The sequence below is a fragment of the Paraburkholderia sp. BCC1876 genome, from assembly GCF_902833695.1.
Lineage (GTDB): Bacteria > Pseudomonadota > Gammaproteobacteria > Burkholderiales > Burkholderiaceae > Paraburkholderia.
Window position 1 is genome coordinate 572,387 of sequence record NZ_CADFGI010000005.1, and the last position, 19,804, is coordinate 592,190.

14 protein-coding genes are annotated in these 19,804 nt (G+C 56.5%); 12 read left to right on the plus strand and 2 right to left on the minus strand.

The annotated features are described in order from the left end of the window. On the plus strand, nucleotides 1–510 hold the full coding sequence (locus tag HWY05_RS21625; RefSeq protein ID WP_176059543.1) for a DUF523 domain-containing protein: 510 nt from the start codon (nucleotides 1–3) through the stop codon (nucleotides 508–510). Between the two features lie 126 nt (nucleotides 511–636). Then, complete coding sequence (locus tag HWY05_RS21630; protein ID WP_176059544.1) at nucleotides 637–1,764, plus strand: aminotransferase class V-fold PLP-dependent enzyme; 1,128 nt, start codon at nucleotides 637–639, stop codon at nucleotides 1,762–1,764. 95 nt (nucleotides 1,765–1,859) lie between these two features. On the opposite strand, the gene HWY05_RS21635 is transcribed toward HWY05_RS21630, so the two are convergent. Then, nucleotides 1,860–2,501: a dihydrofolate reductase family protein gene (locus HWY05_RS21635; RefSeq protein ID WP_176059545.1), complete on the minus strand. Its 642-nt coding sequence runs from the start codon at nucleotides 2,499–2,501 to the stop codon at nucleotides 1,860–1,862. Between the two features lie 538 nt (nucleotides 2,502–3,039). Between HWY05_RS21635 and HWY05_RS21640 the strand changes: the two genes are divergently transcribed. From HWY05_RS21640 to HWY05_RS21660, 4 genes are all read left to right on the plus strand, one after another. Next, entirely contained in the window at nucleotides 3,040–3,552 is a 513-nt protein-coding gene (locus HWY05_RS21640; protein ID WP_208459099.1) for a GNAT family N-acetyltransferase, read from the plus strand. Between the two features lie 87 nt (nucleotides 3,553–3,639). Then, nucleotides 3,640–4,614 carry a bifunctional GNAT family N-acetyltransferase/NUDIX hydrolase gene (locus HWY05_RS38165; protein ID WP_208459100.1) on the plus strand — a complete coding sequence of 325 codons (975 nt, stop codon included), beginning with the start codon at nucleotides 3,640–3,642 and terminating at the stop codon, nucleotides 4,612–4,614. A 359-nt stretch (nucleotides 4,615–4,973) separates the two neighbouring features. Further along, the gene (locus HWY05_RS21655) at nucleotides 4,974–6,398 is read left to right on the plus strand and encodes a phosphatidylserine/phosphatidylglycerophosphate/cardiolipin synthase family protein (RefSeq protein ID WP_231585006.1); all 1,425 of its coding nucleotides are present in this window, start codon (nucleotides 4,974–4,976) and stop codon (nucleotides 6,396–6,398) included. A 166-nt stretch (nucleotides 6,399–6,564) separates the two neighbouring features. Continuing rightward, nucleotides 6,565–7,146: a hypothetical protein gene (locus HWY05_RS21660; protein ID WP_176059546.1), complete on the plus strand. Its 582-nt coding sequence runs from the start codon at nucleotides 6,565–6,567 to the stop codon at nucleotides 7,144–7,146. 675 nt (nucleotides 7,147–7,821) lie between these two features. On the opposite strand, the gene HWY05_RS21665 is transcribed toward HWY05_RS21660, so the two are convergent. Beyond that, complete coding sequence (locus HWY05_RS21665; protein ID WP_176059547.1) at nucleotides 7,822–8,268, minus strand: cupin domain-containing protein; 447 nt, start codon at nucleotides 8,266–8,268, stop codon at nucleotides 7,822–7,824. A gap of 97 nt (nucleotides 8,269–8,365) precedes the next feature. Between HWY05_RS21665 and HWY05_RS21670 the strand changes: the two genes are divergently transcribed. The 6 genes from HWY05_RS21670 to HWY05_RS21695 all read left to right on the plus strand — a co-directional run bounded on the left by HWY05_RS21670 (nucleotide 8,366) and on the right by HWY05_RS21695 (nucleotide 19,430). After that, a complete protein-coding gene (locus tag HWY05_RS21670; RefSeq protein ID WP_176059548.1) occupies nucleotides 8,366–9,280 on the plus strand; it encodes a LysR family transcriptional regulator in 915 nt (304 codons plus the stop codon). Between the two features lie 259 nt (nucleotides 9,281–9,539). Next, nucleotides 9,540–10,496 (plus strand): hypothetical protein, encoded by a 957-nt coding sequence (locus HWY05_RS21675; RefSeq protein ID WP_176059549.1) that lies wholly within the window; start codon nucleotides 9,540–9,542, stop codon nucleotides 10,494–10,496. A 60-nt stretch (nucleotides 10,497–10,556) separates the two neighbouring features. Next, nucleotides 10,557–11,075: a hypothetical protein gene (locus HWY05_RS21680; protein WP_176059550.1), complete on the plus strand. Its 519-nt coding sequence runs from the start codon at nucleotides 10,557–10,559 to the stop codon at nucleotides 11,073–11,075. A gap of 936 nt (nucleotides 11,076–12,011) precedes the next feature. Beyond that, a complete protein-coding gene (locus HWY05_RS21685; RefSeq protein WP_176059551.1) occupies nucleotides 12,012–13,223 on the plus strand; it encodes a HEPN-associated N-terminal domain-containing protein in 1,212 nt (403 codons plus the stop codon). An 880-nt stretch (nucleotides 13,224–14,103) separates the two neighbouring features. Beyond that, nucleotides 14,104–18,114: a hypothetical protein gene (locus HWY05_RS21690; RefSeq protein ID WP_176059552.1), complete on the plus strand. Its 4,011-nt coding sequence runs from the start codon at nucleotides 14,104–14,106 to the stop codon at nucleotides 18,112–18,114. 974 nt (nucleotides 18,115–19,088) lie between these two features. Further along, on the plus strand, nucleotides 19,089–19,430 hold the full coding sequence (locus HWY05_RS21695; RefSeq protein WP_176059553.1) for a hypothetical protein: 342 nt from the start codon (nucleotides 19,089–19,091) through the stop codon (nucleotides 19,428–19,430). Nucleotides 19,431–19,804 lie beyond the last annotated feature (374 nt).

Below are 19,804 nucleotides of genomic sequence, written 5' to 3' on the forward strand. Positions count from 1 at the left end.
ATGTTGAAGATCCTGGTCAGCGCCTGCCTCGTCGGCCACCCCGTTCGCTACAACGGCAAGGCCAAACTCAGGCACGACGCGTGGTTGTCCCGCTGGCGCGACGAAGGTCGCCTCGTCACCGTCTGCCCCGAAGTGGCAGCCGGCTTCCCGACTCCGCGCCCACCGGCGGAAATACAACTGCGCCGCACAGGTGTGGATGTTCTGGCGAGCAATGCGACGATTGAGGACAACACCGGCGCGGACGTGACCGCGCTCTTCATCGCAGGCGCCCGTCATGCGCTCAACCGCGCCAAGGCTGAAAACTGCCGCTATGCGTTGCTAGCGGACGGCAGTCCCTCTTGTGGTAGCAGCTTCATTTACGACGGCGCATTCAGTGGGGAAACGCATCCAGGCGTCGGAGTGACTGTCGCGTTGCTGCGAGAGCACGGCATCCGCGTGTTCGCGGAGTCGCAAATCGATGAGTTGGCGGCGGAGATCGCCGGAAACGATGGGGAACAGGGGGTCTTGTGAAAGGCGCGTTCGGAGCATAGTGCGAGGACGGCTCCAACCCTGCCAGAATGCTTTTTGCCTCAGCCACAGGTGGTTTAGCTAGAATCAGTTTTCGATCCAACTATTCGTCTATAAACGGAGACAAACGTGCCAGGCTTACTTCCCGATGTCGACCGCGAGGGGCTCCTCGAATATTCAGTCGTTTACACCGACCGATCAATCAATCACATGTCGCAACTCTTCCAGGGAGTCATGCGCGACATTTCCGCTTCGCTAAAAAAGGTCTACAACGCGAAGTCGGCCATTGTTGTCCCGGGTAGCGGGACTTTCGGCATGGAAGCTGTTGCCCGGCAATTCGCGACGAACAGAAAGTGCCTGGTCATCCGCAATGGCTGGTTCAGTTTTCGCTGGTCGCAGATTTTCGACATGGGCAGCATTCCGTCTGAGTCGATCGTGCTGAAGGCGCGTCCGGTCGAACAAGGGAGACAGGCTGCTTACGCGCCGCCCCCGATCGAAGACGTGGTCGCTGCGATCCGCGAAAACAAGCCGGATCTGGTGTTTGCGCCGCATGTCGAAACCGCATCCGGGATCATGCTGCCGGACGCCTATTTGCGTGCGGTGGCCGATGCTGTGCATGACGTCGGCGGCATGTTTGTACTGGATTGCATTGCTTCCGGCACGGTCTGGGTCGACATGCAAGCGAGCGGCGTCGACGTTCTGATCAGCGCCCCGCAAAAGGGATGGAGCGCGTCGCCGTGCTGCGGGCTGGTCATGCTCAGCCCGCTTGCCCGCGAAAGAATCGACGCAACAACCAGCACCAGTTTTGCTTGCGACCTTCGCAAATGGCTGCAGATCATGGAAGCCTACGAGAACGGCGGGTTCGCGTACCACGCCACGATGCCCACCGACGGACTCGCGACGTTGCGTGACGTCATGAAGGAGACCGAGGCATACGGCTTCGAAAAAGTGCGAGCGGAGCAGCTTGAACTCGGCAAACGCGTTCGCTCACTCCTCGCGGAAAACGGTTTCAAAAGCGTGGCGGCCGAAGGTTTCGAGGCGCCGGGCGTGGTCGTCAGCTACACGGACGATGACGGAATACGATCCGGCAAGAAGTTCGCCGATGCCGGCTTGCAGATCGCGCCAGGCGTTCCGCTTCAATGCGACGAGCCTGAGGATTTTAAAACCTTCCGCATCGGGTTATTTGGGTTGGACAAACTGCATGACGTTGAAGGTGCGGTGGCCAGGTTTGCGAAGGCGCTGCACAGTTTTGTTTAGAGCGGTTTTTTGCTGAGGATGTGCGTATTGCCTGTCATCGCAAGCGGCTGGGCAGGAGGAGCCCGAAACCTTGCGGACAGGCTATGCGCACTTTCCTACTTCGCGAGAACAATGTGCGTGGCTCGCTCCGTCGCTACATGCTCGACTGTGCGATATCCCAAGGCGCGGAGATCCAGGCCGCTAAAGAGCGATTCGCCCTGACCGAGCGCAACTGGAACAAAGGCGAGATGAATCTCATCCACGTAGCCAGCCTGAACGTATTGCCTCACGGTCTCGACTCCGCCGCCAATCTTGATGTCCTTTCCGCCCGCCGCTTCGCGCGCTTTTTCTAGCGCGTCTTCAATGCCGCCCGAAACAAAATGAAATGTCGTTCCGCCTAGCATCTCAATGGACGGTCGCGGATGATGCGTGAGTACGAAGGTTGGCGCATGGTACGGCGGATTGTCACCCCACCAGCCCTTCCATTGATCGTCCGGCCATTCCCCACGAATCGGGCCGAACATGTTTCGACCGAGGATGAAGGCACCGAAACCTTCCATGGCCCGTTGCGCGAATTTGTCATCGAGGCCGGTGTCACCACCTTCTTTGCCCAGCATCTGCAGAAAAGTCCGCGTCGGGAAAAACCATTGAAAGATTTCCTCGCCTCGCACGCCAAGCGGTTGATCTAGGCTTTGAGCGGTTCCCGCACCAAAGCCATCAAGCGAGACACTGAACCCGGCAACTTTTACTTTAGTCATTCACTTCTCCGTTGGCACGTTAAGTGATGGAGCTTCGAAGCCAGATGATAGTTTGGCTTTCATTCACACGACGCGCGATGTGATGGTAAATCGACAATGATTCGAGTTAGTGGAAACCCGGATGCGAATCGGCACTGTCGTGTTCCGGTCAAACTGGATCGTGTTCACTGTTTTTTTTGCGCCAGAAAAAAGGCGTATGCCTGTACTCGCTTCACTCCAACGCCAACAAAACGAGGATGAAATGATAGCGGCGCTCGGCGAGCGAATGAGCGTTTGCGGCCGAGGCTGTGTGAAAACGCATGCTGAACGCGGTGTTCTAAAAAATTGACCCTTCAGATCGCGCCATATCGGTTTGCGGACACCTCGGGACCCGAAAAACCGAGTAGTTTTGCGTCTTCACACAGCCTCGGCCAAAACCGGTCGGTCGACATAGGCATTCAGATCGTCAACGAACGGGCACTCTGAGGCGCTAACGCGCCGACAGACGATGCCGCGGCTCGTCTAAAATCAAGCTCGACTCCAACTACCACTGAACGCAGTGAATTTCCATCTGACTATTCGAACCGCGCGAGGCGCTGATGCTGACATCCTTCAGTCGCTGTATCGTCAGTTGATCGACGACGAGAACGTCAAGGCAACGGCGCGCCAAATCCAGATTCTTGAGGACGACGCTCGCACTCGCTTGCTAGTCTGCGAGATTGATGGTCGTATTCGAGGTACCGTATTGGTTTGCCTTTGTGCGGATGCCATGTACGCCGGACAGCCTTTCGCCGTAGTTGAAAATCTCGTCGTTGATCAGGAATGCCGTAGGAATGGAATCGGGCGGGCACTGCTACGTGAGGTCGAGCAATTCTGTCGATCGCGAGACTGTTCGAAGATAATGCTTCTTAGTTCGGCGGCTCGCGTCGACGCGCACCGATTCTTCGAGCAGTTTGGCTTCCTTGGTGACCGAAAGCGAGGTTTCGTCAAGTACCGCAGCCAGTTTGCCGAAACGGCTTGCGATCTTCTGTCGCTCGCCGGCCAGAAACGGATGGTCGACGACAGCATGTAAATCGTTGAAAATCTCGCGTCGTAGGTTCGAGTGCAGTTCACCTTAGTGTTTTTTCATTACGGAGACTCCTCAACGGAGATATGAGCGATGGCCTTGAAAAGCATCCGCCGGGCAACGGCAGATGATGTACCCATACTTACACAGATTCGAAACGATGCGCATGCGAAGAAGGTCGCCTACCGCGACTATGCATGGGGGAAGGACGGGGACGGGTTTTCGGAAAACTGGGTACGAAACAATGTCTCTCAAAAGGAAGTGTATGTAGTTGAACTGGAAGGCACCCCCGTCGCAACGTTTTCGCTCGTTCTGGATGAGGACAAGCATTGGGGGCCTCAAGAACCGATCGCCGGTTATGTCCATGGTCTTTCTGTGCGGAAGGACTTTAACGGACGTGGACTTGGCAGCTTTGTGCTTGATTGGTGCGGTGACAAGATTAGCGCCTTGGATCGGTGTTTTATTCGACTCGACTGCGCCGTCCACAACGCAAAGCTGTGTGCCTATTACGAGTCGTTTGGATTCATCCGCGTAGGGCAATACGTCGAGCCAGAGACCGGTGGCTATGTATGGTCACTCTACGAGAAAGCGGCGAATCCGTTGCGCAAGCGGCCATCGGCCAGGCTTTTAATAACCACTCCAAAGCGGCGCGTGTTGTTATTCCGTTTCGCCCACAAATCTGGCGCCCTCGCTGGGACGGCCTATTGGGCAACGCCGGGCGGCGGTGTCGAGCATGGCGAGACGTTTGCAGGCGCGGCGATACGCGAGCTCCGCGAAGAAACAGGCATTCACAAGGCGCGGATATCACAGCCAGTGGGACGACGCGAACTGCTCTTGCAGTTGCCGGACGGCGAGCACGTGTTCGCCGTCGAGCAGTATTTCGTCGTCGATACCGACACGGAATCCATTTCACGCGACAGTTGGACCGCCGAAGAGAAGGAAGTGATGGTGGATCATCAATGGTGGAGCCGGGACGAACTGTCCAGCACCACCGAGACTGTCTACCCTGAAGAGCTAATTCAGATGCTCGATAACGCCGGAGTTTTCGGCGCTGAACGTCCGCTATGAGGCAAACCAGACGGCCGGAATGGGTCCGCTCTATGCCGTTCGCATACCGACGACAAGCAGCGGCGAATCGCGGTCTGCATCGGGCACGGCTCGGCCAGGAACGGTTGCTGGAACAGTGCTCATAAATCGGCGACAATCGGACATTCTGGAAAGCCATTCTTTCAACTGCGCTGATGTCCTGTCCACTGAGTGCTTAAAGTGCAGCCGGATTTGCGCCGCTCTTGTCCACGGTAACTATCTCGCGCTCGCCGTTCTGTTCACCTTCTCGAAGTAACAGCGAGCTAATTGACCGTGCTACCGCGTCGAAACCTTCCAGGCCTTCAAGGACGTAGGGCCCGAGACACATCGAACGCCACATCATGACCACAACGAGAAGCCTGGCGCTCATTCTGGCATGCGTGTTTGCCTCTTCTCAGCACGCCCACGCGCAATGTGTCGACCTGGTCGCCAGTCTTGACGATGGTCAGTTGATGCAGTCGCGGATTGCGCTGGTCGACCGTGCCACGCCTGGCGAGCAGATCCGCATCCTCGCCTACATCTTCGAAATCGATCAGACCGGCGGCCTGCTGTTGCGTCATCTGGTCGAGGCCGCAAGCCGAGGTGTGCCGGTCAAGCTGTTGATCGACGGCATCGGCCCCGAGCCGCACTTCCCGTTCGAGGACGAGTTCATCGTCGCCCTGCACGAGGTGGCTCCCGGCATCGAACTGCGAATCTTCCATCCACGATCAGATCTCATCGAGATTTCGCATCGCATGCACGACAAGCTGTTCCTGGTTGGCGACACGGCCGTGATTGGCAGTACCTCGATCTGGGATGCGAGCTTCCTCAACTGGCTCAGCGAGCGCGATCTGATGGTGTCGGGCGACCCCGGCCAGGATGCGTCCTCCCTGCACGCCATGTACCAGCATTTCGCCTTGTTCTGGGATAGCCCGGAAGTGGTTCGCCCCGAGCCGGAAAAATTCCTTCAAGTCGCAACGCCTTATCGCATCTCGCAGGGTTATGCGACGCTGGACCCGGCGCGTATCCATTATTGGCGCGAATGGCTGCTGGCTCCGATCGACGCTGCAACCCGGGCGACGGACCTGGCCGTTACCGATACACCAACGGCCTCCGATACGCCCAATGATCCCGCCGCTCCGCCCGCTTCCGGGGCGGATTTTGATCCTGCCTGGATGCCGATCGCCTGCGATCGCCTGCGCTATGCCTACGACTGGCCCGACAAGCGCTCGCCAGGCACGTTGCAGGACATGCTGCAAGCGTTCGATACGGCGCAGCACGAGATCCTGATCATCAACCCCTACCTGATCCTGGTGCCGGAACTGCGCGAGGTTCTTGAGCGCAAGCGGCGCGAAGGTGTCCACGTGATCCTGGTGAGCGCCTCGCTGGCGAGCATCACGCAGGAATTCCCCGCAGTCGGACGCGCCTATGCCGACGATCTGCCCGGTTTGGTGAATGCCGGGATCGAGGTGCGTGAATATTCCGACCGGGAGAACCGCATGATGCACGCCAAGCTGGTCCTCATCGACGGCCATCGATATTATCTCGGCAGTTTCAATTTTGATTCGCTGTCGGCCCACTTGAATACCGAAAACGGTCTGTGGATAGATATCCCTGAGGACGGGCTCGATCCTTTGCACGACAGCGTGGCGTACTTCCTGCGCAACTCAAGTTCGGTGAGCGACGTCAATGGCCGCCTTCTGGCGGATCCCAATGCGCGCTGCCGGGCCGCCGGCTGCGGCGGTGCCTGGCGGTGGGTGACGATGCTGATCAGGAACTTCCTCTGAGCGCGGCGTGGCCTATCGCTAAGCTACGTGGCCAATTCGGGTCGCCGTTCCGCGCCGTGTCGCGCAGTAGTCGGCCATGTGCGGACGGTCGACATCGTTGCCTAGATCGCAGACAATCAGCAAGCGGCAGAACTCAGCCCAAACTCGGCGCCGTAAAAGGAAAACCATGAGAAATCAAATCCGCAAGCTTGTCTTGGTTCTAGGCGTTACTTCAGCACTCGCATCCCACCACGCATTGGCCGCAGATCCAGCAGCCGGGTTTTTAGTTGGACTCTTCATGAAGGTTTGCGTACCCAATATGGGACGGCCGAGTGGGGTTGAAGCTTGGGCAGATGGATGGCATTTACACGAAATCACCGACGCAATTCCTTTGCAAGTCTTCGTTGGAGACGGCGAAAATGGAAAAGCGTGGGCAGTACCGGCGAAATATGGGAGTTTTGCGCTCTCGATCAGAGGGACGACCCGCGCATGCGCTGTTTGGGCAAGAGCTGCTGATCCGGGAGAAGTCGAAGCCGATTTTCATAAACTGATCGACGGAAGCAAACGTCCCGGACTTAATCTCACGGTAGTCGAAGATAAGATTTTACCCAGCCCAGCGGGACCCCTTCATGAACTCGTATATCAAATGTCAGCAACCGATGCGGCAACAGGATTTGTATTTACGCTGCTCACAGCCGAGAACCCAGGAGGCGCGTTTCAAGCTTCATTGCAAGTCGCTGCAGCGCGAATTCCGTCGCCTACAAACTAACGTCTTAACCTGACTGAGAATTGAACGGCCGCAGGCTCGTGCCTGTTCCGGAGCGTGCTGACATATGGCGAGTGGGGGGCGAACTGAGTCGATCATCATCGGACCGAGTGCGGCCGAGGCTGTGTGAAAACGCGTGTTGGAAAGGGCCTTCTAAAAAATCGACCCTTTAGATGGCGCTGTATTGGCTTGGTAGCAACTCGGGAAGGGTAACGCGACACCCGAAAACCGAGTACTTTTGCGTTTTCACACAGCCTCGGCCGATTTGCGCCTTTCGCCGAAAGTGGCAGCGGTTGTTCACCGGCCTAGTCGCCGCCGTCAGGGTGACGGCCGCTCGCGCGACGGCGGTACAGAGATAAATTGGCTTATCTCAATAGCCACGTCCCGCGACCATGCATAAGCGTGGTTCGGGCGTCCACGCTGGCGAATGGCCGCTACCGGCGATGGCGAAGGGCTCAAGTCGGCCTTTGGACTCAACCGGTCACTCGCCGGCATCTCGTGCATCGTTGACAATTCCGGACAATGCGTAGGGTCGCCGACACCTTGAACGGGGGTCTCTGCGACTGCAGCTAGCTACGACCATCAGTCGTGGTGGTAGAGGTCGTTTGAACGTTTGAACTGCACGGTCGTGGTAACGGGATACAGATCAACAAAGAACTCCGCCCGGATATCCGTCGCTCACATCCCCACGATCACCTGCCGATACCTCTCGCAGATGCGGCGAACCGCCTCAACATCGTGCGGCACAGGCAACGCCGCCATCGCGCGAAAGAACGCATCGTGACGCGCCGGCGCAGCGACCAGCAGCATGCGTGCGTCGGCGGTCTCGCGGTTGATGAATCCGTGGACGTCCCCGGGCGCGACCGTGACCACAGCACCTGAGGACACCCTCTGAACAGTGTCCCCGATCTGGAATTCGAGCGCGCCTTCGTGCACGACAAAAGTCTTATCCTCGTCCAGCGAGCGATGCGCAGGGGCACCGCCGCCCGCACCAATACGCATCTCCATCACGGTGTATGGAACGTCGGTGCAGGCGTGATCGGCGTCGGCCGTGCCCGCGATCACGCGAGTCTTCATGTTGGAGAAAGAGAGCACAGCCGATGGCGTGAAGATGGCGGTTTTCATGAGCGTTGCAAAGCGTGTTGAGAAAGCGCCAGTCTGCACCCGCTAATCGCGGTCGATAAGACCGATAGAATGGCGGCTCCTGCCAATGAGATGGACAATGGATATCAACGGCTCTCTCGCCTTTGTAACCGTGGTGGATAGCGGCTCGTTCGCCGCCGCCGCACGCGAACTGGGCTTGCCCCGCTCGACCGTGAGTGCGCGCGTGGCCGCACTGGAGGCGCGGCTCGGCGTGCGGCTACTGCGGCGCTCGACGCGCCAGCTCGCGCTGACCGAAGACGGTGAGGTTTGGTACGCAAGCGTCGGCGGCGCCATTGCTATGTTGCGCGACGCCGAACAACGCGGTCTCGCCGAAGGCGCGACGTTGTCGGGCACCATCCGCCTAAGCGTGCCGCTCGACTTCCCTGACACCGTCCTCGCCGATGCCATCACCGCATTTGTCGGCGCGCACTCGCGCGTATGCGTCGAGGTGCACGCCAGCAACGATGTCGTGGATTTCGTCAGCGACAGGTTCGATCTTGCGATACGCGGCGGCAAACCGGGCGGCAACGACGCAGTTGCGCGGCGAATCGCCGGTTTCCGTATGGCGTTGTTCGCTAGTCCCGCGTGGCTCGCGCAGCGCGCGGGGACAAATCCTTTCCCCGACGGCGATGCGCCTGAGCGCAAATCGATAGCGCCCGGCTCCTTCGCCCCACACTCCTCGCTCGCCTTTGCCACGGGTACGAATCGTACAGCGGGCGCCTACACAAGCGTCAAGTCCAACAGTTTCGGCTTGCTGAAGCAGCTGGCGATACGTGGCGCTGGCGTGGCGACGCTGCCTGCTCATCTGTGCGCGGACGCGCTCTCCGCTGGCACGCTGGTTGAGATCGACGCGCCCGTGCACGCCACTGCCCAGCTCGGCCTTTACCTCGTTTATCCGTCGCGAAGCGACATGAGCGCGCGCGTACGCGCATTCGCGGGCTATCTAGGCGACGCACTGGAGCAACTCACGGCGGCGTCTCGAAGTGCCTGCTGATGGTGCGGGCGAACCGATTCCTGCCTGCACGGGAAAGGACTCAGTGCGGCCATGAACGGACGTTTGTCGGTTAGCGATAGATCAGCGACAATCTGGCGATCCAGACTAACTACATCGCCTTGGTATTGAAACGTCGGGCGGAACAATTGAGCAAGCATCCACCATGGCCAACCCTCAAGTCCGCCAAAAAAAGCCACACTTCAGGTCTCAATTCAAAAACAACGCTGTAAGAACGTAGGCCTTGGCCTCCAAAGCTTAAATGTCCATCGACCAATACCAGCCATCGAACACGGTGCTTTGCTTTGAAAATTTCAAAGAGAATGCGCTCTACTTTGATCGTCTTCTGCCATTGAACATGGGAAGAATGCGAGGCGATCCTGATGTTGGAGACATATTGGTCGGCTTTCCAGAGGAGATTCCGTCTGCCGCACTTTCCCACCTAATTGATGGCGTAGAGGGGGATACGAACACTTATAGCCACGCAACCCGGGTTATTGACCTCGTCGGCGAGAAGTGGGGTGAATTCGCGAAAAAAGTAAGCCCATACGCCAACCTTTGGTGCCCTGATCCCAGTGATTCCCTCGGCTGGGACGTCCTCGATCAATATCGAAAATTGCAAAACGCATACTGTTCCGATGCTTCTTCGAGAGGTGCATTGCCGATCAGGACAACGTTCCGAGAGTACGCGCTAAGTGTCGGATTTGAGCGATTCTGCGTTTCGCTTCCCGCCAGTCTTCAAGGCTTACACAGTCAGTGCGACCCTAGCATCACGCTCTCAAGACTTAGCTTGATCGATGCTCGGCAAGCGGATTGGCGGCAGATTATCGAGGTCCGAAAAGACATTCAATCGCATCGCAAGCTTGCTCGCCTTCGCTTGTTTATGCATAACAACTACTCGGAATGTTCGTTCGCATATATCGAGGATGACTTATGCAGGCGTTTGGAAGAGTACGATCAGGTGCGCAGAAAGTTCGGTTTTAAGACGACGGTGTCATCACTCTCGATGCTTCTTGATGCGAAGGCATTGCCCACATCCGTCGGTGCCGGTCTTGTGGCAGGATTATTCGGTGGGACAACGTTAGGTTTAGCCGCCGCAGCAGCAATTGAGATTGGAAAAATCGCAATTAACTTTGTCGAAAAGCATCACGAAATGAAAGCCTGGCAAGCCGGTCACGAGCTTGCCTATATCCTTGAGACGAAGTCGAAGCTGTCGTGAGGCACTTTAATTCGCTCAAACCTTTTCCAGTAAGATAATCTTAATTTTTAAGAAACTGAAATGACAATCCACGCTTTAACAGCTTGGCTCAAAGACTCGATTTCCGGAATAATATTACTGGGCGCAATCGGAAGTCTACTGGCGGTAGTAATAGGGCATATTTTAAAGCCCATGGTGATAAAGTTACTTCCTACGCCAATAAAATCACATCGCCAGAGAGTTACCAAGCAGGCGTATATGCTAGGTTATAGCGCTGCAGCCATACAGCATGATGAAACCGGAAGAAATCTGGTTGCCTTTTTTTCATTCCACATTTCCAAACTCGTAATATATATCGGCTTAATATTAGCTTCGATCATCATATTTTTCGCTGCCATCTCTATTCAATCTGAAATAGCGCTGACTGCAACTACTTTCAGCGCAGCCGTTTGTGCATTTCTTGGATTATATTGGGCTTACCTTGAGTACGAGTATATAAATCGAACCTATCTCTTTTTTTGGCGCACTCCTTTGGAGCGAGCGGAGGATACCTTTGCAAAGAGGTCTGTTTCAGGCAACGATCCGAAAGCAGAAGCATAACTATTGTCGGAAGATCGGAGCAACACGCTTGCCCGATTCTGCGCCCGGTGCGTGTGTGACTGACCCGTGTTCCCCTTGGTCCCCGCCCTTGGCTCCGCCCACTCCGCAGCTGGTTCCCCAGCCTTGTTCGCAGGCTTCATCGCTACTATGGCGGAGTCTGACTTCTCCCGTCCGTTCATCATCGGCTACGGCTCCTCGCCTTCCAGATGCGGACCTGTCCATCCTGCGGCAGGCCAGACTGGAGATCTCCCGGTTCCCGAACAAGGAGCGTGCGCACATGCCAGGTTCTACGACCACGCCGGGTCATCCGGGCGCTCGCGATTGCGCGCTCAGACGTTTTGCCTTCCGCTACACAGACAGCGTCGGCACCCGGAATCAGTTTTCTATCGTGGCTCAATGGCTGGCCTGCACGTACCCCTGCCGACGCTTCGCCGACATCCTCGCGGATGCCTGCGCACGGCTCGGGGCCGATGTGGTTCGCTATTCCTTCATCGCAGTGGACTTGCACCACTTACTCCTTGCCGGTCTCCCGTCGCACCTGTGTGAAAACGCAAAAGTACTCGGTTTTCGGGTGTCGCGTTACCCTTCCCGAGTTGCTACCAAGCCGATACAGCGCCATCTAAAGGGTCGATTTTTTAGAAGGCCACTTTCAACACGTGTTTTCACACAGCCTCGGCCATGAGCAGTCATACGGCTATCCAAGACTCCAGCCATGCGGACGGCCGCAAAAGATTCCGAAGCCGCCGCACGCATGGGCGGTACGAGCCGGATTTCATCAACTTTTATTTCTGTCGATGTTGATTTCCAACGTGTCTTAACAGTCTGTGTGGACATCAAAACTCAGCAATGGTGATGACGGCAAAGGCTCGCTGAGTTGTCACCATCTGCCCCAACAAGCTTTGCCACCTGTAAAATAGTGGGGACATAGGAGGCAGAATGGGGCGCGCAAAAGCATGGGCAATGGAGCAGGAAGAACAAGGTTTCTATTCAAACAACACGCGTGTTTGTACTAGGTGCATCGAGGACTACGCCTTGCGCGATTACATTAAGCAAGAAGGCGAAACGGGCAGTCAATGTTCATACTGCAACACTGAAGCTCAAGGGAAAAAGACTATCCCGTTTGATGATTTTGTCCAACGCATTCTGGACGGCATTGAGACAGAATGGGGCGACCCTAACAACGAGGGCGTTGCTTGGGAGCATGGATGGGTTGGTGATGTCCAAGATAGCTATGACCTGCTGAGTGAAGAGCTTGATATTGGTTTCGTAAATGAAAGTCTTTTTTATGACGTTCAGTCGTCGCTCGCCGATCGCCAATGGTGCCAAAAGAACTTCTATGAACTTGAGCCACATCAGGCACTCTCGTCCGGATGGCGAGAATTCACAAAAGTCGTCAAACACGAATCGCGCTACGTTTTTTTTCGGCGTGAAGACGCGCGGGCCGAGTGGCGTGGCAGCGAAGAGATTCCACCCTCAGATTTTCTTGATGCTCTCGGTTCGGTCATTTCGAGATGTCGCCTGTACACGAAGCTCATAGCTGGCACAGCAATATGTCGTCTGCGTCTGCATGCACCTGGCGAGCAATTCACAAAAGCTCGCGAACTTGGCTCGCCCCCTCCAGAAGTGGCGAGGTTTGCTAATCGAATGAGTGCAGCAGGTATAACGGCTTTCTACGGCGCGTTTGATAGAGAGACCTCAATTGCTGAAACGGTGATATCAGTGCACGAACCGAAAGAAGCAACACTTGGCAATTTCAGGTTGCTCAAAGACTTACATCTCGTCGATTTTACAAAATTGCCTCCCATACCAAGTGTCTTTGAGAAAAACTCGCGCTCGAAACGGAATGGCATAATATTCCTCCGTAATTTTCTACGTGACTTCACCGCACCTATCGAAAAGGATGGGCGCGAGCACATCGAATATGTTCCAACGCAAGTCGTTGCCGAATATCTGCGATTTGTTCATCGTGATCGGAAGGACCGACGAATAGACGGTATTTTGTACCCTAGTGCTCGACACGAGGGTGCCAATGCTTGCGTTATTTTTATAGGTCCCGATTCGGCTTGTGACGCTGGAGAGGAAGACGACGCCAAGGTCGTGATTCTCGATTCTGTCGAGACATTCAAACTGCTCAAAAAACAGAAGTAGATGTGTGGCGTGGGATCATGGAAAGCCAGACCCCTTCCGCCAATACAAGTCCAAACATCTCGACGCGAAAGACTGGTGTTCAGGGATTGATCTGGATTGCCTTATTGCGGCAGTCCACTCAAGTTCGGCCCTCAGATGTTCGCCGCGAGGATTCAACAGGAGGTCATTTACACTGTCCCGCAACCGCACGATCAACATTGTGTGGGCCACACCCGAATTCAGTCAGAGCCGCCATCTTGGAGTTGGCCGGGCACATATCGACACGAGAGGAATTGGCATCTCAGTTGACGGTTCAATTTGCCCAGAACAGGGCCGATTGCAAACCGATGATCTGAAGCGGTGAATGACCGCTGCCACCCTGAATGCTGCCAATTATCTGTCGTTGGGTCGAAGGTCTGGAGTGGGTCGAACTGAGCCAAAACGCATCGGGCTGCGCGCGGCCAGGAAGGGATACTCATTGGAAACAAGGTTCGGACATTCAGCGGTCTGTTGTATCTCGAACGCGGCCGTTGGAATCGCGGTGATGGAGGCCGCCTCCCGGCCGAAGCGACCGCTCCACGATCGATTCAGTGGCTGCGCTCGGCGGAAGAGCACGGTCTCGTGAGGCTTGCCGCGTTGGCGACTACCGACTGACGCGGACACGTGGAATGCGCCTAGCGCGCGATAACGGCGCTCTCCTGCTGCCCTACGAGCCGATCAATGAAGCAGTGAAACAGGGCGACTAAAGTTAACGCCAGCATCGACCGGTGCACCGAAGTGGCCTGCTAGCTTGGCTCGTAAGCTGTCCAGTGGTAGCAAGAAACTGTCAACTCGACGGTTAGTGTACAAATGTACTCTCCTTCGAGTACATTTGTTCTTTACGAGCCAGTTGGATTTCCCCATGAGCCGACCTGGTGATCGCCGCAGCGAAGTGCTGAAATTTATCCAGTCTCGCGTCGAGGCGGACGGATGTGCTCCCTCACTCGAAGAAATCGCGAGCGCGTGCGGCTTTGCGTCCCGAAGTGGCGCGCAGAAGCACGTCCGGGCGCTCGAAGCCAGCGGCGATCTACAGGTGACTCGGGGCCGAGCCCGAAGCGCACGTCCGAAGCCCGGCAAACCCACTGCACCGGGCGCCATTCAGTTTTTCGAGGTGTCAGCTCGAGATATCGCCGACCTATCCGACATCAACCTCAGGGCCTTGGTGGCACGCCTATGTATGGCGCGTTTGGCCGACGCAGGTTTGCCGACAGCATCTGTCATCTGGGGCGGTGATCAGCGCGCCCCGGATGGCGGCATTGATGTCCGTGTTCAGATTTCTGATCGGGACAGGCAAGGCAAACCCTTCTCTCGCAGCAGCGTTGGCTTCCAAGTCAAGGCCACTAAAATGGGGGCGAGCGAAGTCCGAAGCGAAATGTGCCCGGGTGGGCTGCTCAGACCAGCGATCCGCGAACTGATTCAGGAACGTGGCGCTTACATCATTGCGAGTTCCGATTCCGCCGCTGATGGGGAGTACAAGAAGCGCGTCGCCGCGATGGAGGCGGCTGCCGCTTCTGACGCCGGTTATGAACACGCGGAATTCGACTTTTACGACGCGCGTCGGCTAGCCGACTGGGCGAACCGGCATCCAGGAGTGGTTGCCTGGGTCCGGAGCCAATTGGGTCGCCCGCTGCAAGGGTGGCAGCCCCATGGGCAATGGGCCAATACCCACGGTGGGAAGGCGCAGCCGTTTCTGCCGGATGATAAGCACCGGTTGAGTGACCCGCATGATCGCGAACGCAGCTTTACGCTCATCGAGGGCCTAACCCATGTGATACGGGCGCTCGGCATCGGCGGTAGCTCGGTCCGGCTGACGGGGCTTTCGGGTGTTGGCAAGACGCGCTTTGCTCAAGCGTTGTTTGAGGAAAGCGCTGTTCCCGATCCGCTGTCTCCCGGGCTCGCTGTTTACACCGATACCTCACATAGCCCGGATCCCTCTCCATTAGCGGTTCTTGAAGAGCTTCTTGCGTCGCGCCGCCGCGCCATTCTAGTCGTCGACAACTGCGGATCTCAGTTGCACAACCAGCTTACCGCACGCTGCAAAGTGTCGGATCGAGTGAGCCTCCTCACCATTGAGTACGACATTCGCGAAGACCTTCCCTTGGAGACTAACGTTTTCCAGCTGGAGGCCGCGTCATCGGACCTGATCGAAAAGGTGATTGAACAGCAGTTCCCCGATATATCTCAAGTGAACGTGCGAACGATTACCGAGTTTGCCGACGGTAACTCCCGCGTGGCAATTGCGCTCGCGTCCACGATGGACAGCAACGATTCGCTGGCCGGCTTGACCGACCGGGAATTGTTTGATCGCCTCTTTTGGCTCGGCAAAGAAATCCAGCACGAGCTGAAAGTTGCCGCAGAAGCCTGCGCGCTTGTCTACTCTTTTGACGGGGAGGATATGGAAGGCGAACTTGCCCAACTGGCGGCGCTAGCTGGGGAGCCAGCTCTGGCACTCTATCGTCGTGTAAGCGAACTTCAGAAACGCGGTCTGGCCCAACGGCGAGGACGTTGGCGCGCCGTGCTTCCGCACGCAATCGCAAACACATTGGCCAAACAAGCGTTGGAAGCCATTCCGTACAGCTTAATCAAACTAAAGCTGGTGGTTGGTCAAGAGCGCTTGCTTCGTTCGTTTTCACGACGGCTTGGCTACCTGCACACCTCAAGGGAAGCTGTCGGCATCGTTCGCGCGTGGTTCTCGACGGGCGAACTTCTAGGCGACTTAGCCGGTCTTTCGCCCCTGCTAGTTGACGTGCTGGCCAACGTTGCACCGGTAGATCCGTCTGCCGCTCTTGAGTCCCTCAAGCGCGCCATAAAAGGGCCACGATCGGCAGAGGTGCTGGCGTTATCAAATATTTCGCGCTCTCGTCTGGTCAGGCTTATCCGTTCTATTGCGTATGAAAAAGAGTTTTTTGAGGACTGTCTTGATGTTCTTGTGGCGTTCGCCCGCGTCGAGCCAGCGGACAACAAGACAGACCCCACGCGAGCTGTTATCTCCTCGCTGTTTACAGTCTATCTGTCGGGCACACACGCATCCACGCAACAGCGAGCTGGCTGGATCAGACAAGCGGTGGAGTCCGATGACACGCAGATCCAAGCGATCGGCTTCGAGGCGCTCTCATCTGCGCTAAAGAGTGACCACTTCTCTTCGTTTTACGGTTTTGAATTTGGGGCACGCGTGCGAAATTACGGTGCTGACCCGCGTGGCAAAGCCATTTCGGAGTGGTTTGAAACTTTCATTCAGCTGACCGCGGAGTTCGCGCGCGGCGACGGCTTGTTGGCCGAGAGTGCGCGCGATCTCCTAGCCCAGAGCTTCCGGTCGTTATGGACGTTTGCGGGGATGGCAGACGCACTCGAAGCGGCTGTCGGCCCGTTGCTGGGCACGGGATGGGAACGCGGGTGGCTAGCGATTCGGCAGACTATCCAATTCGATGGAGAGCACCTGTCCGTGGATATTCGGACTCGCCTGTCGGAACTCGAGGCACATGCTCGCCCACAAACACTTGTAGGACGCGTAAAGGCTGTCGTACTCAACGGCAACTCCGCGGATGTAGGCTTCTATGATGGGGAGAGTGGAGCGAACGGATACGAAGATGCGGAGCACGCCGCGCGTGAGCTCGGCGAACTCGTTGCCGCCGACCAAGTCGCATTCAGAACGCTGTTACCGTTTGTGGTTACCAACAAGCAGGGCCGGCAATGGATGTTCGGTGCCGGTTTGGCGGCCAAGGCAAAGTCAGCAGAGGTCTACTGGGGTGCTCTGGTAGAGGCATTCGAGTTAACGCCAGAGGATCAGCGAAATGTGCAGGTGCTTAGAGGGTTCTTGAGCGCGACGTCTGAGAAAAATCGCCCCTTATTCGAGCGAATTCTCGATGAAGCCATGGGCTGCGTGTCGCTTGCCAAATGGGTTCCGGTGCTTCAACTCAGTGCGCCATTAGATGATCGGGGTTGTCTGCGTTTGCTGGCGTCGATGGACAATCCGGCGGTGTCGGCTTGGATGTTCCAATACCTGAGTCTCGGTCGCACGACGCAAACTATTGGGGAAGAACGCCTAGCGCAGATGCTTCAGCGATTAAGTATTAAGCCCGATGGGTTGGGTGTCGCCATCGACATCCTATACATGCATATTCACGATAACCCCAATCCGATAGCGGGATATCTCAATAATGTCGCACTCAACCTAATCGCACATGCACCGTTCGCCAAGAATAATCATCGCCTAGACCATGAACTGGCTGGCGTAATCGAGAAATTTCTACTTGGGACCGACGCCGAAACTGTTGCCCGTCAAGTATTGATTTCTATAGGCGCGGGCCTCGATAACTACACCCTGTCACGCTACGATTTGACCAAAACGCTTGCCTCTCTTTGCAAGACGCAGCCCGGCATAGCGCTTGACCTGCTTGTCGGTGAGGAGCCTGATGTCGAGGGTGCCGATTTTCGTCGGCGATACTCGCTCGCTGGCGGACGTCGTTCAAGTGCGCTAGCCGGAATTTCGATCGAGGCACTGCTGAAATGGTGCCGTGAAGGCGCCCCCGAGCGATGGGTCCGTGTTGCCCCTCTCGTGCCAGCGTTCGAACGGAGCGACGATAAGAACGGCCCTGGCTGGTCGGAACACGTGTTCGCCTTGCTGCAGAATTCACCGTCGCCTATACACGTCGCCGAGTCAATCGTCGATCTCATCGTGCCCTCAAGTTGGAGTGGGTCCCGTGCGGAGGTTATCCGGCAACGTCTTCCACTGTTGGATAAGTTTGCAGAGGTTTTGGGCCCGGAGCATGCAGATCAAGTTGCACGTTGGAGGAACAATTTGACGCAGGTGATTGAGCGCGAAGCGCTTCGCGAGCTTAATGAACACCGTGCTCAAAACGAGAGGTTCGAATAATCCGCTGACTGCCACATAGCCTCGGAGAGGAATGGTGAAGATTCTTTTCCAATCCGACCAAAATCCGAGTCGAATCAAACAGCGATCTCCACGTCCCATTTTATGACATAGGCATCGCGATGACGGATATCTAGACCCTGTTTCGGCCGCTTACGGCCGCGTCACCCGGCGATCATTGTGGCCGATATGCGCCGGCCCGAGGGATTGCTCAACCGTCCGGTGTACCGCGGAAGCCGCCCTTAAAGAGCCGGCCAATCGAACGGCAGCTCAGGGTCGCGTGCTGCCGATCGCTGCGTGGCGAGATTCGGGCGGCGCATGCGGTTTGCATGAGGCAGTGTCCGGCCAGAAGCGGGTATAGGACGGCTTGCTCCAAATCGTCAACAGTTCATGCAGAATCATGGCCGACCAACACTTGTAGAAGTGCCTCTATGAAGAATGTGTATGCTTTCGTTGCATGCGTTTTTGCGGCAACGCTATCGTTTGCGCAGCCGCACGCCGGAAATCTGCCTATGCCAGACGATCCGTGTTTCTCCGGAGTATGGAGTGTCTATACACGCGTCAACCTTTCGTTCGAGATGCGGTGTGTGGCTTGGGACGAGCGGCGGCGAGATCTTCTGAGCAGAGGTGAAAATAAGAAGTCCGTCTATCCATTTCATGAGCCGGCCTCTAATTTCGAGACCAACTGAACTCGTATGGCCCCGCCGTGGTTGTCCGTTAACGAGGGCGCCGACGGGCTCCTTTGGGTCGACTATGGAAGTTTGACCACACCGTGCGAGCGCACGATCGCCTACTCTGACCAGAGGACCGGGTTCGGGCCAGGAACGGTCATTCGACATCGGCTCTCAGACGGTCGACAATCAACGCCGTTTTCCAGTCACAACCTGGTGCAAGGAACGATCAGCCGGTACGAGCTAAACTTCGGGCGGCGAAATGCCGCTAAGCCGAGGTGCCGATAATAATAGCGAGGGAACGCAATGAAACTGCTAGTCCTATGCGGTGCAGTGCTCGCACTTGCCGGTTGCACTGACACGGGACCGATAAAAGTCGGTCCTGACACTTACACGATTTCCACGCGTGTTCCGTTCGGCGGTCCTGCTTCGGCCAAGGGTCAAGCCCTGACGGAGGCGAATGCCTTTTGTGAGTCGAAGACCCGGGAAATCCTGCTCGATCACGAACAGTCAAGCGAATGCGCGTTGCACGGCGGTTGCGGCGAAGCTGAAATCACTTTCTATTGCCTAAGGCCCGACGACCCGCAGCTTCAACGCCCGAAGTTCAGGGCCGAAGCGAATCAGCGTATCGAAATCCAACAGAAGTAGCTGATCTCCCCGAAAACAGAACAATGAAAAAGACCTGCACTGCGAGGCTCGTTCTCGCTTGTTTAACCACAGCGTGTTCGAGCAAGGGTGTCGTGCCGATGGACGGTGATACATACACAGTATCCAAGCGAAGTGCGCAAGTCGGATTCGGTCCCGCTGACGGGCCGAAAGCTGACATATACCGCGAGGCAAACGACTTCTGCGGTAAACAAGGTAAAAAGGTCCAAACCGTGTCATTGCAAATGAGCGATTCCGGGTTCGCCAAACCCGCCAGCGCTTCGTTGCAATTCCGCTGTATGTAAGAGACGAAACGGCCTGCAAATGCCTCTTGTGAAGGAGGCTGAGTGTCTTTATCAGGGCTTGGATTCAGCCGG

Excerpts from the sequence above, each read along its gene's own strand:
- HWY05_RS21695 (WP_176059553.1), top strand. The coding sequence starts at position 19,089 with ATGAAACTGCTAGTCCTATGCGGTGCAGTGCTCGCACTTGCCGGTTGC.
- HWY05_RS21625 (WP_176059543.1), top strand. The coding sequence starts at position 1 with ATGTTGAAGATCCTGGTCAGCGCCTGCCTCGTCGGCCACCCCGTTCGC.
- HWY05_RS21670 (WP_176059548.1), top strand. The coding sequence starts at position 8,366 with ATGGATATCAACGGCTCTCTCGCCTTTGTAACCGTGGTGGATAGCGGC.
- HWY05_RS21680 (WP_176059550.1), top strand. The coding sequence starts at position 10,557 with ATGACAATCCACGCTTTAACAGCTTGGCTCAAAGACTCGATTTCCGGA.
- HWY05_RS21675 (WP_176059549.1), top strand. The coding sequence starts at position 9,540 with ATGTCCATCGACCAATACCAGCCATCGAACACGGTGCTTTGCTTTGAA.
- HWY05_RS21690 (WP_176059552.1), top strand. The coding sequence starts at position 14,104 with ATGAGCCGACCTGGTGATCGCCGCAGCGAAGTGCTGAAATTTATCCAG.
- HWY05_RS38165 (WP_208459100.1), top strand. The coding sequence starts at position 3,640 with ATGGCCTTGAAAAGCATCCGCCGGGCAACGGCAGATGATGTACCCATA.
- HWY05_RS21685 (WP_176059551.1), top strand. The coding sequence starts at position 12,012 with ATGGGGCGCGCAAAAGCATGGGCAATGGAGCAGGAAGAACAAGGTTTC.
- HWY05_RS21665 (WP_176059547.1), bottom strand. The coding sequence starts at position 8,268 with ATGAAAACCGCCATCTTCACGCCATCGGCTGTGCTCTCTTTCTCCAAC.
- HWY05_RS21660 (WP_176059546.1), top strand. The coding sequence starts at position 6,565 with ATGAGAAATCAAATCCGCAAGCTTGTCTTGGTTCTAGGCGTTACTTCA.
- HWY05_RS21635 (WP_176059545.1), bottom strand. The coding sequence starts at position 2,501 with ATGACTAAAGTAAAAGTTGCCGGGTTCAGTGTCTCGCTTGATGGCTTT.
- HWY05_RS21655 (WP_231585006.1), top strand. The coding sequence starts at position 4,974 with ATGACCACAACGAGAAGCCTGGCGCTCATTCTGGCATGCGTGTTTGCC.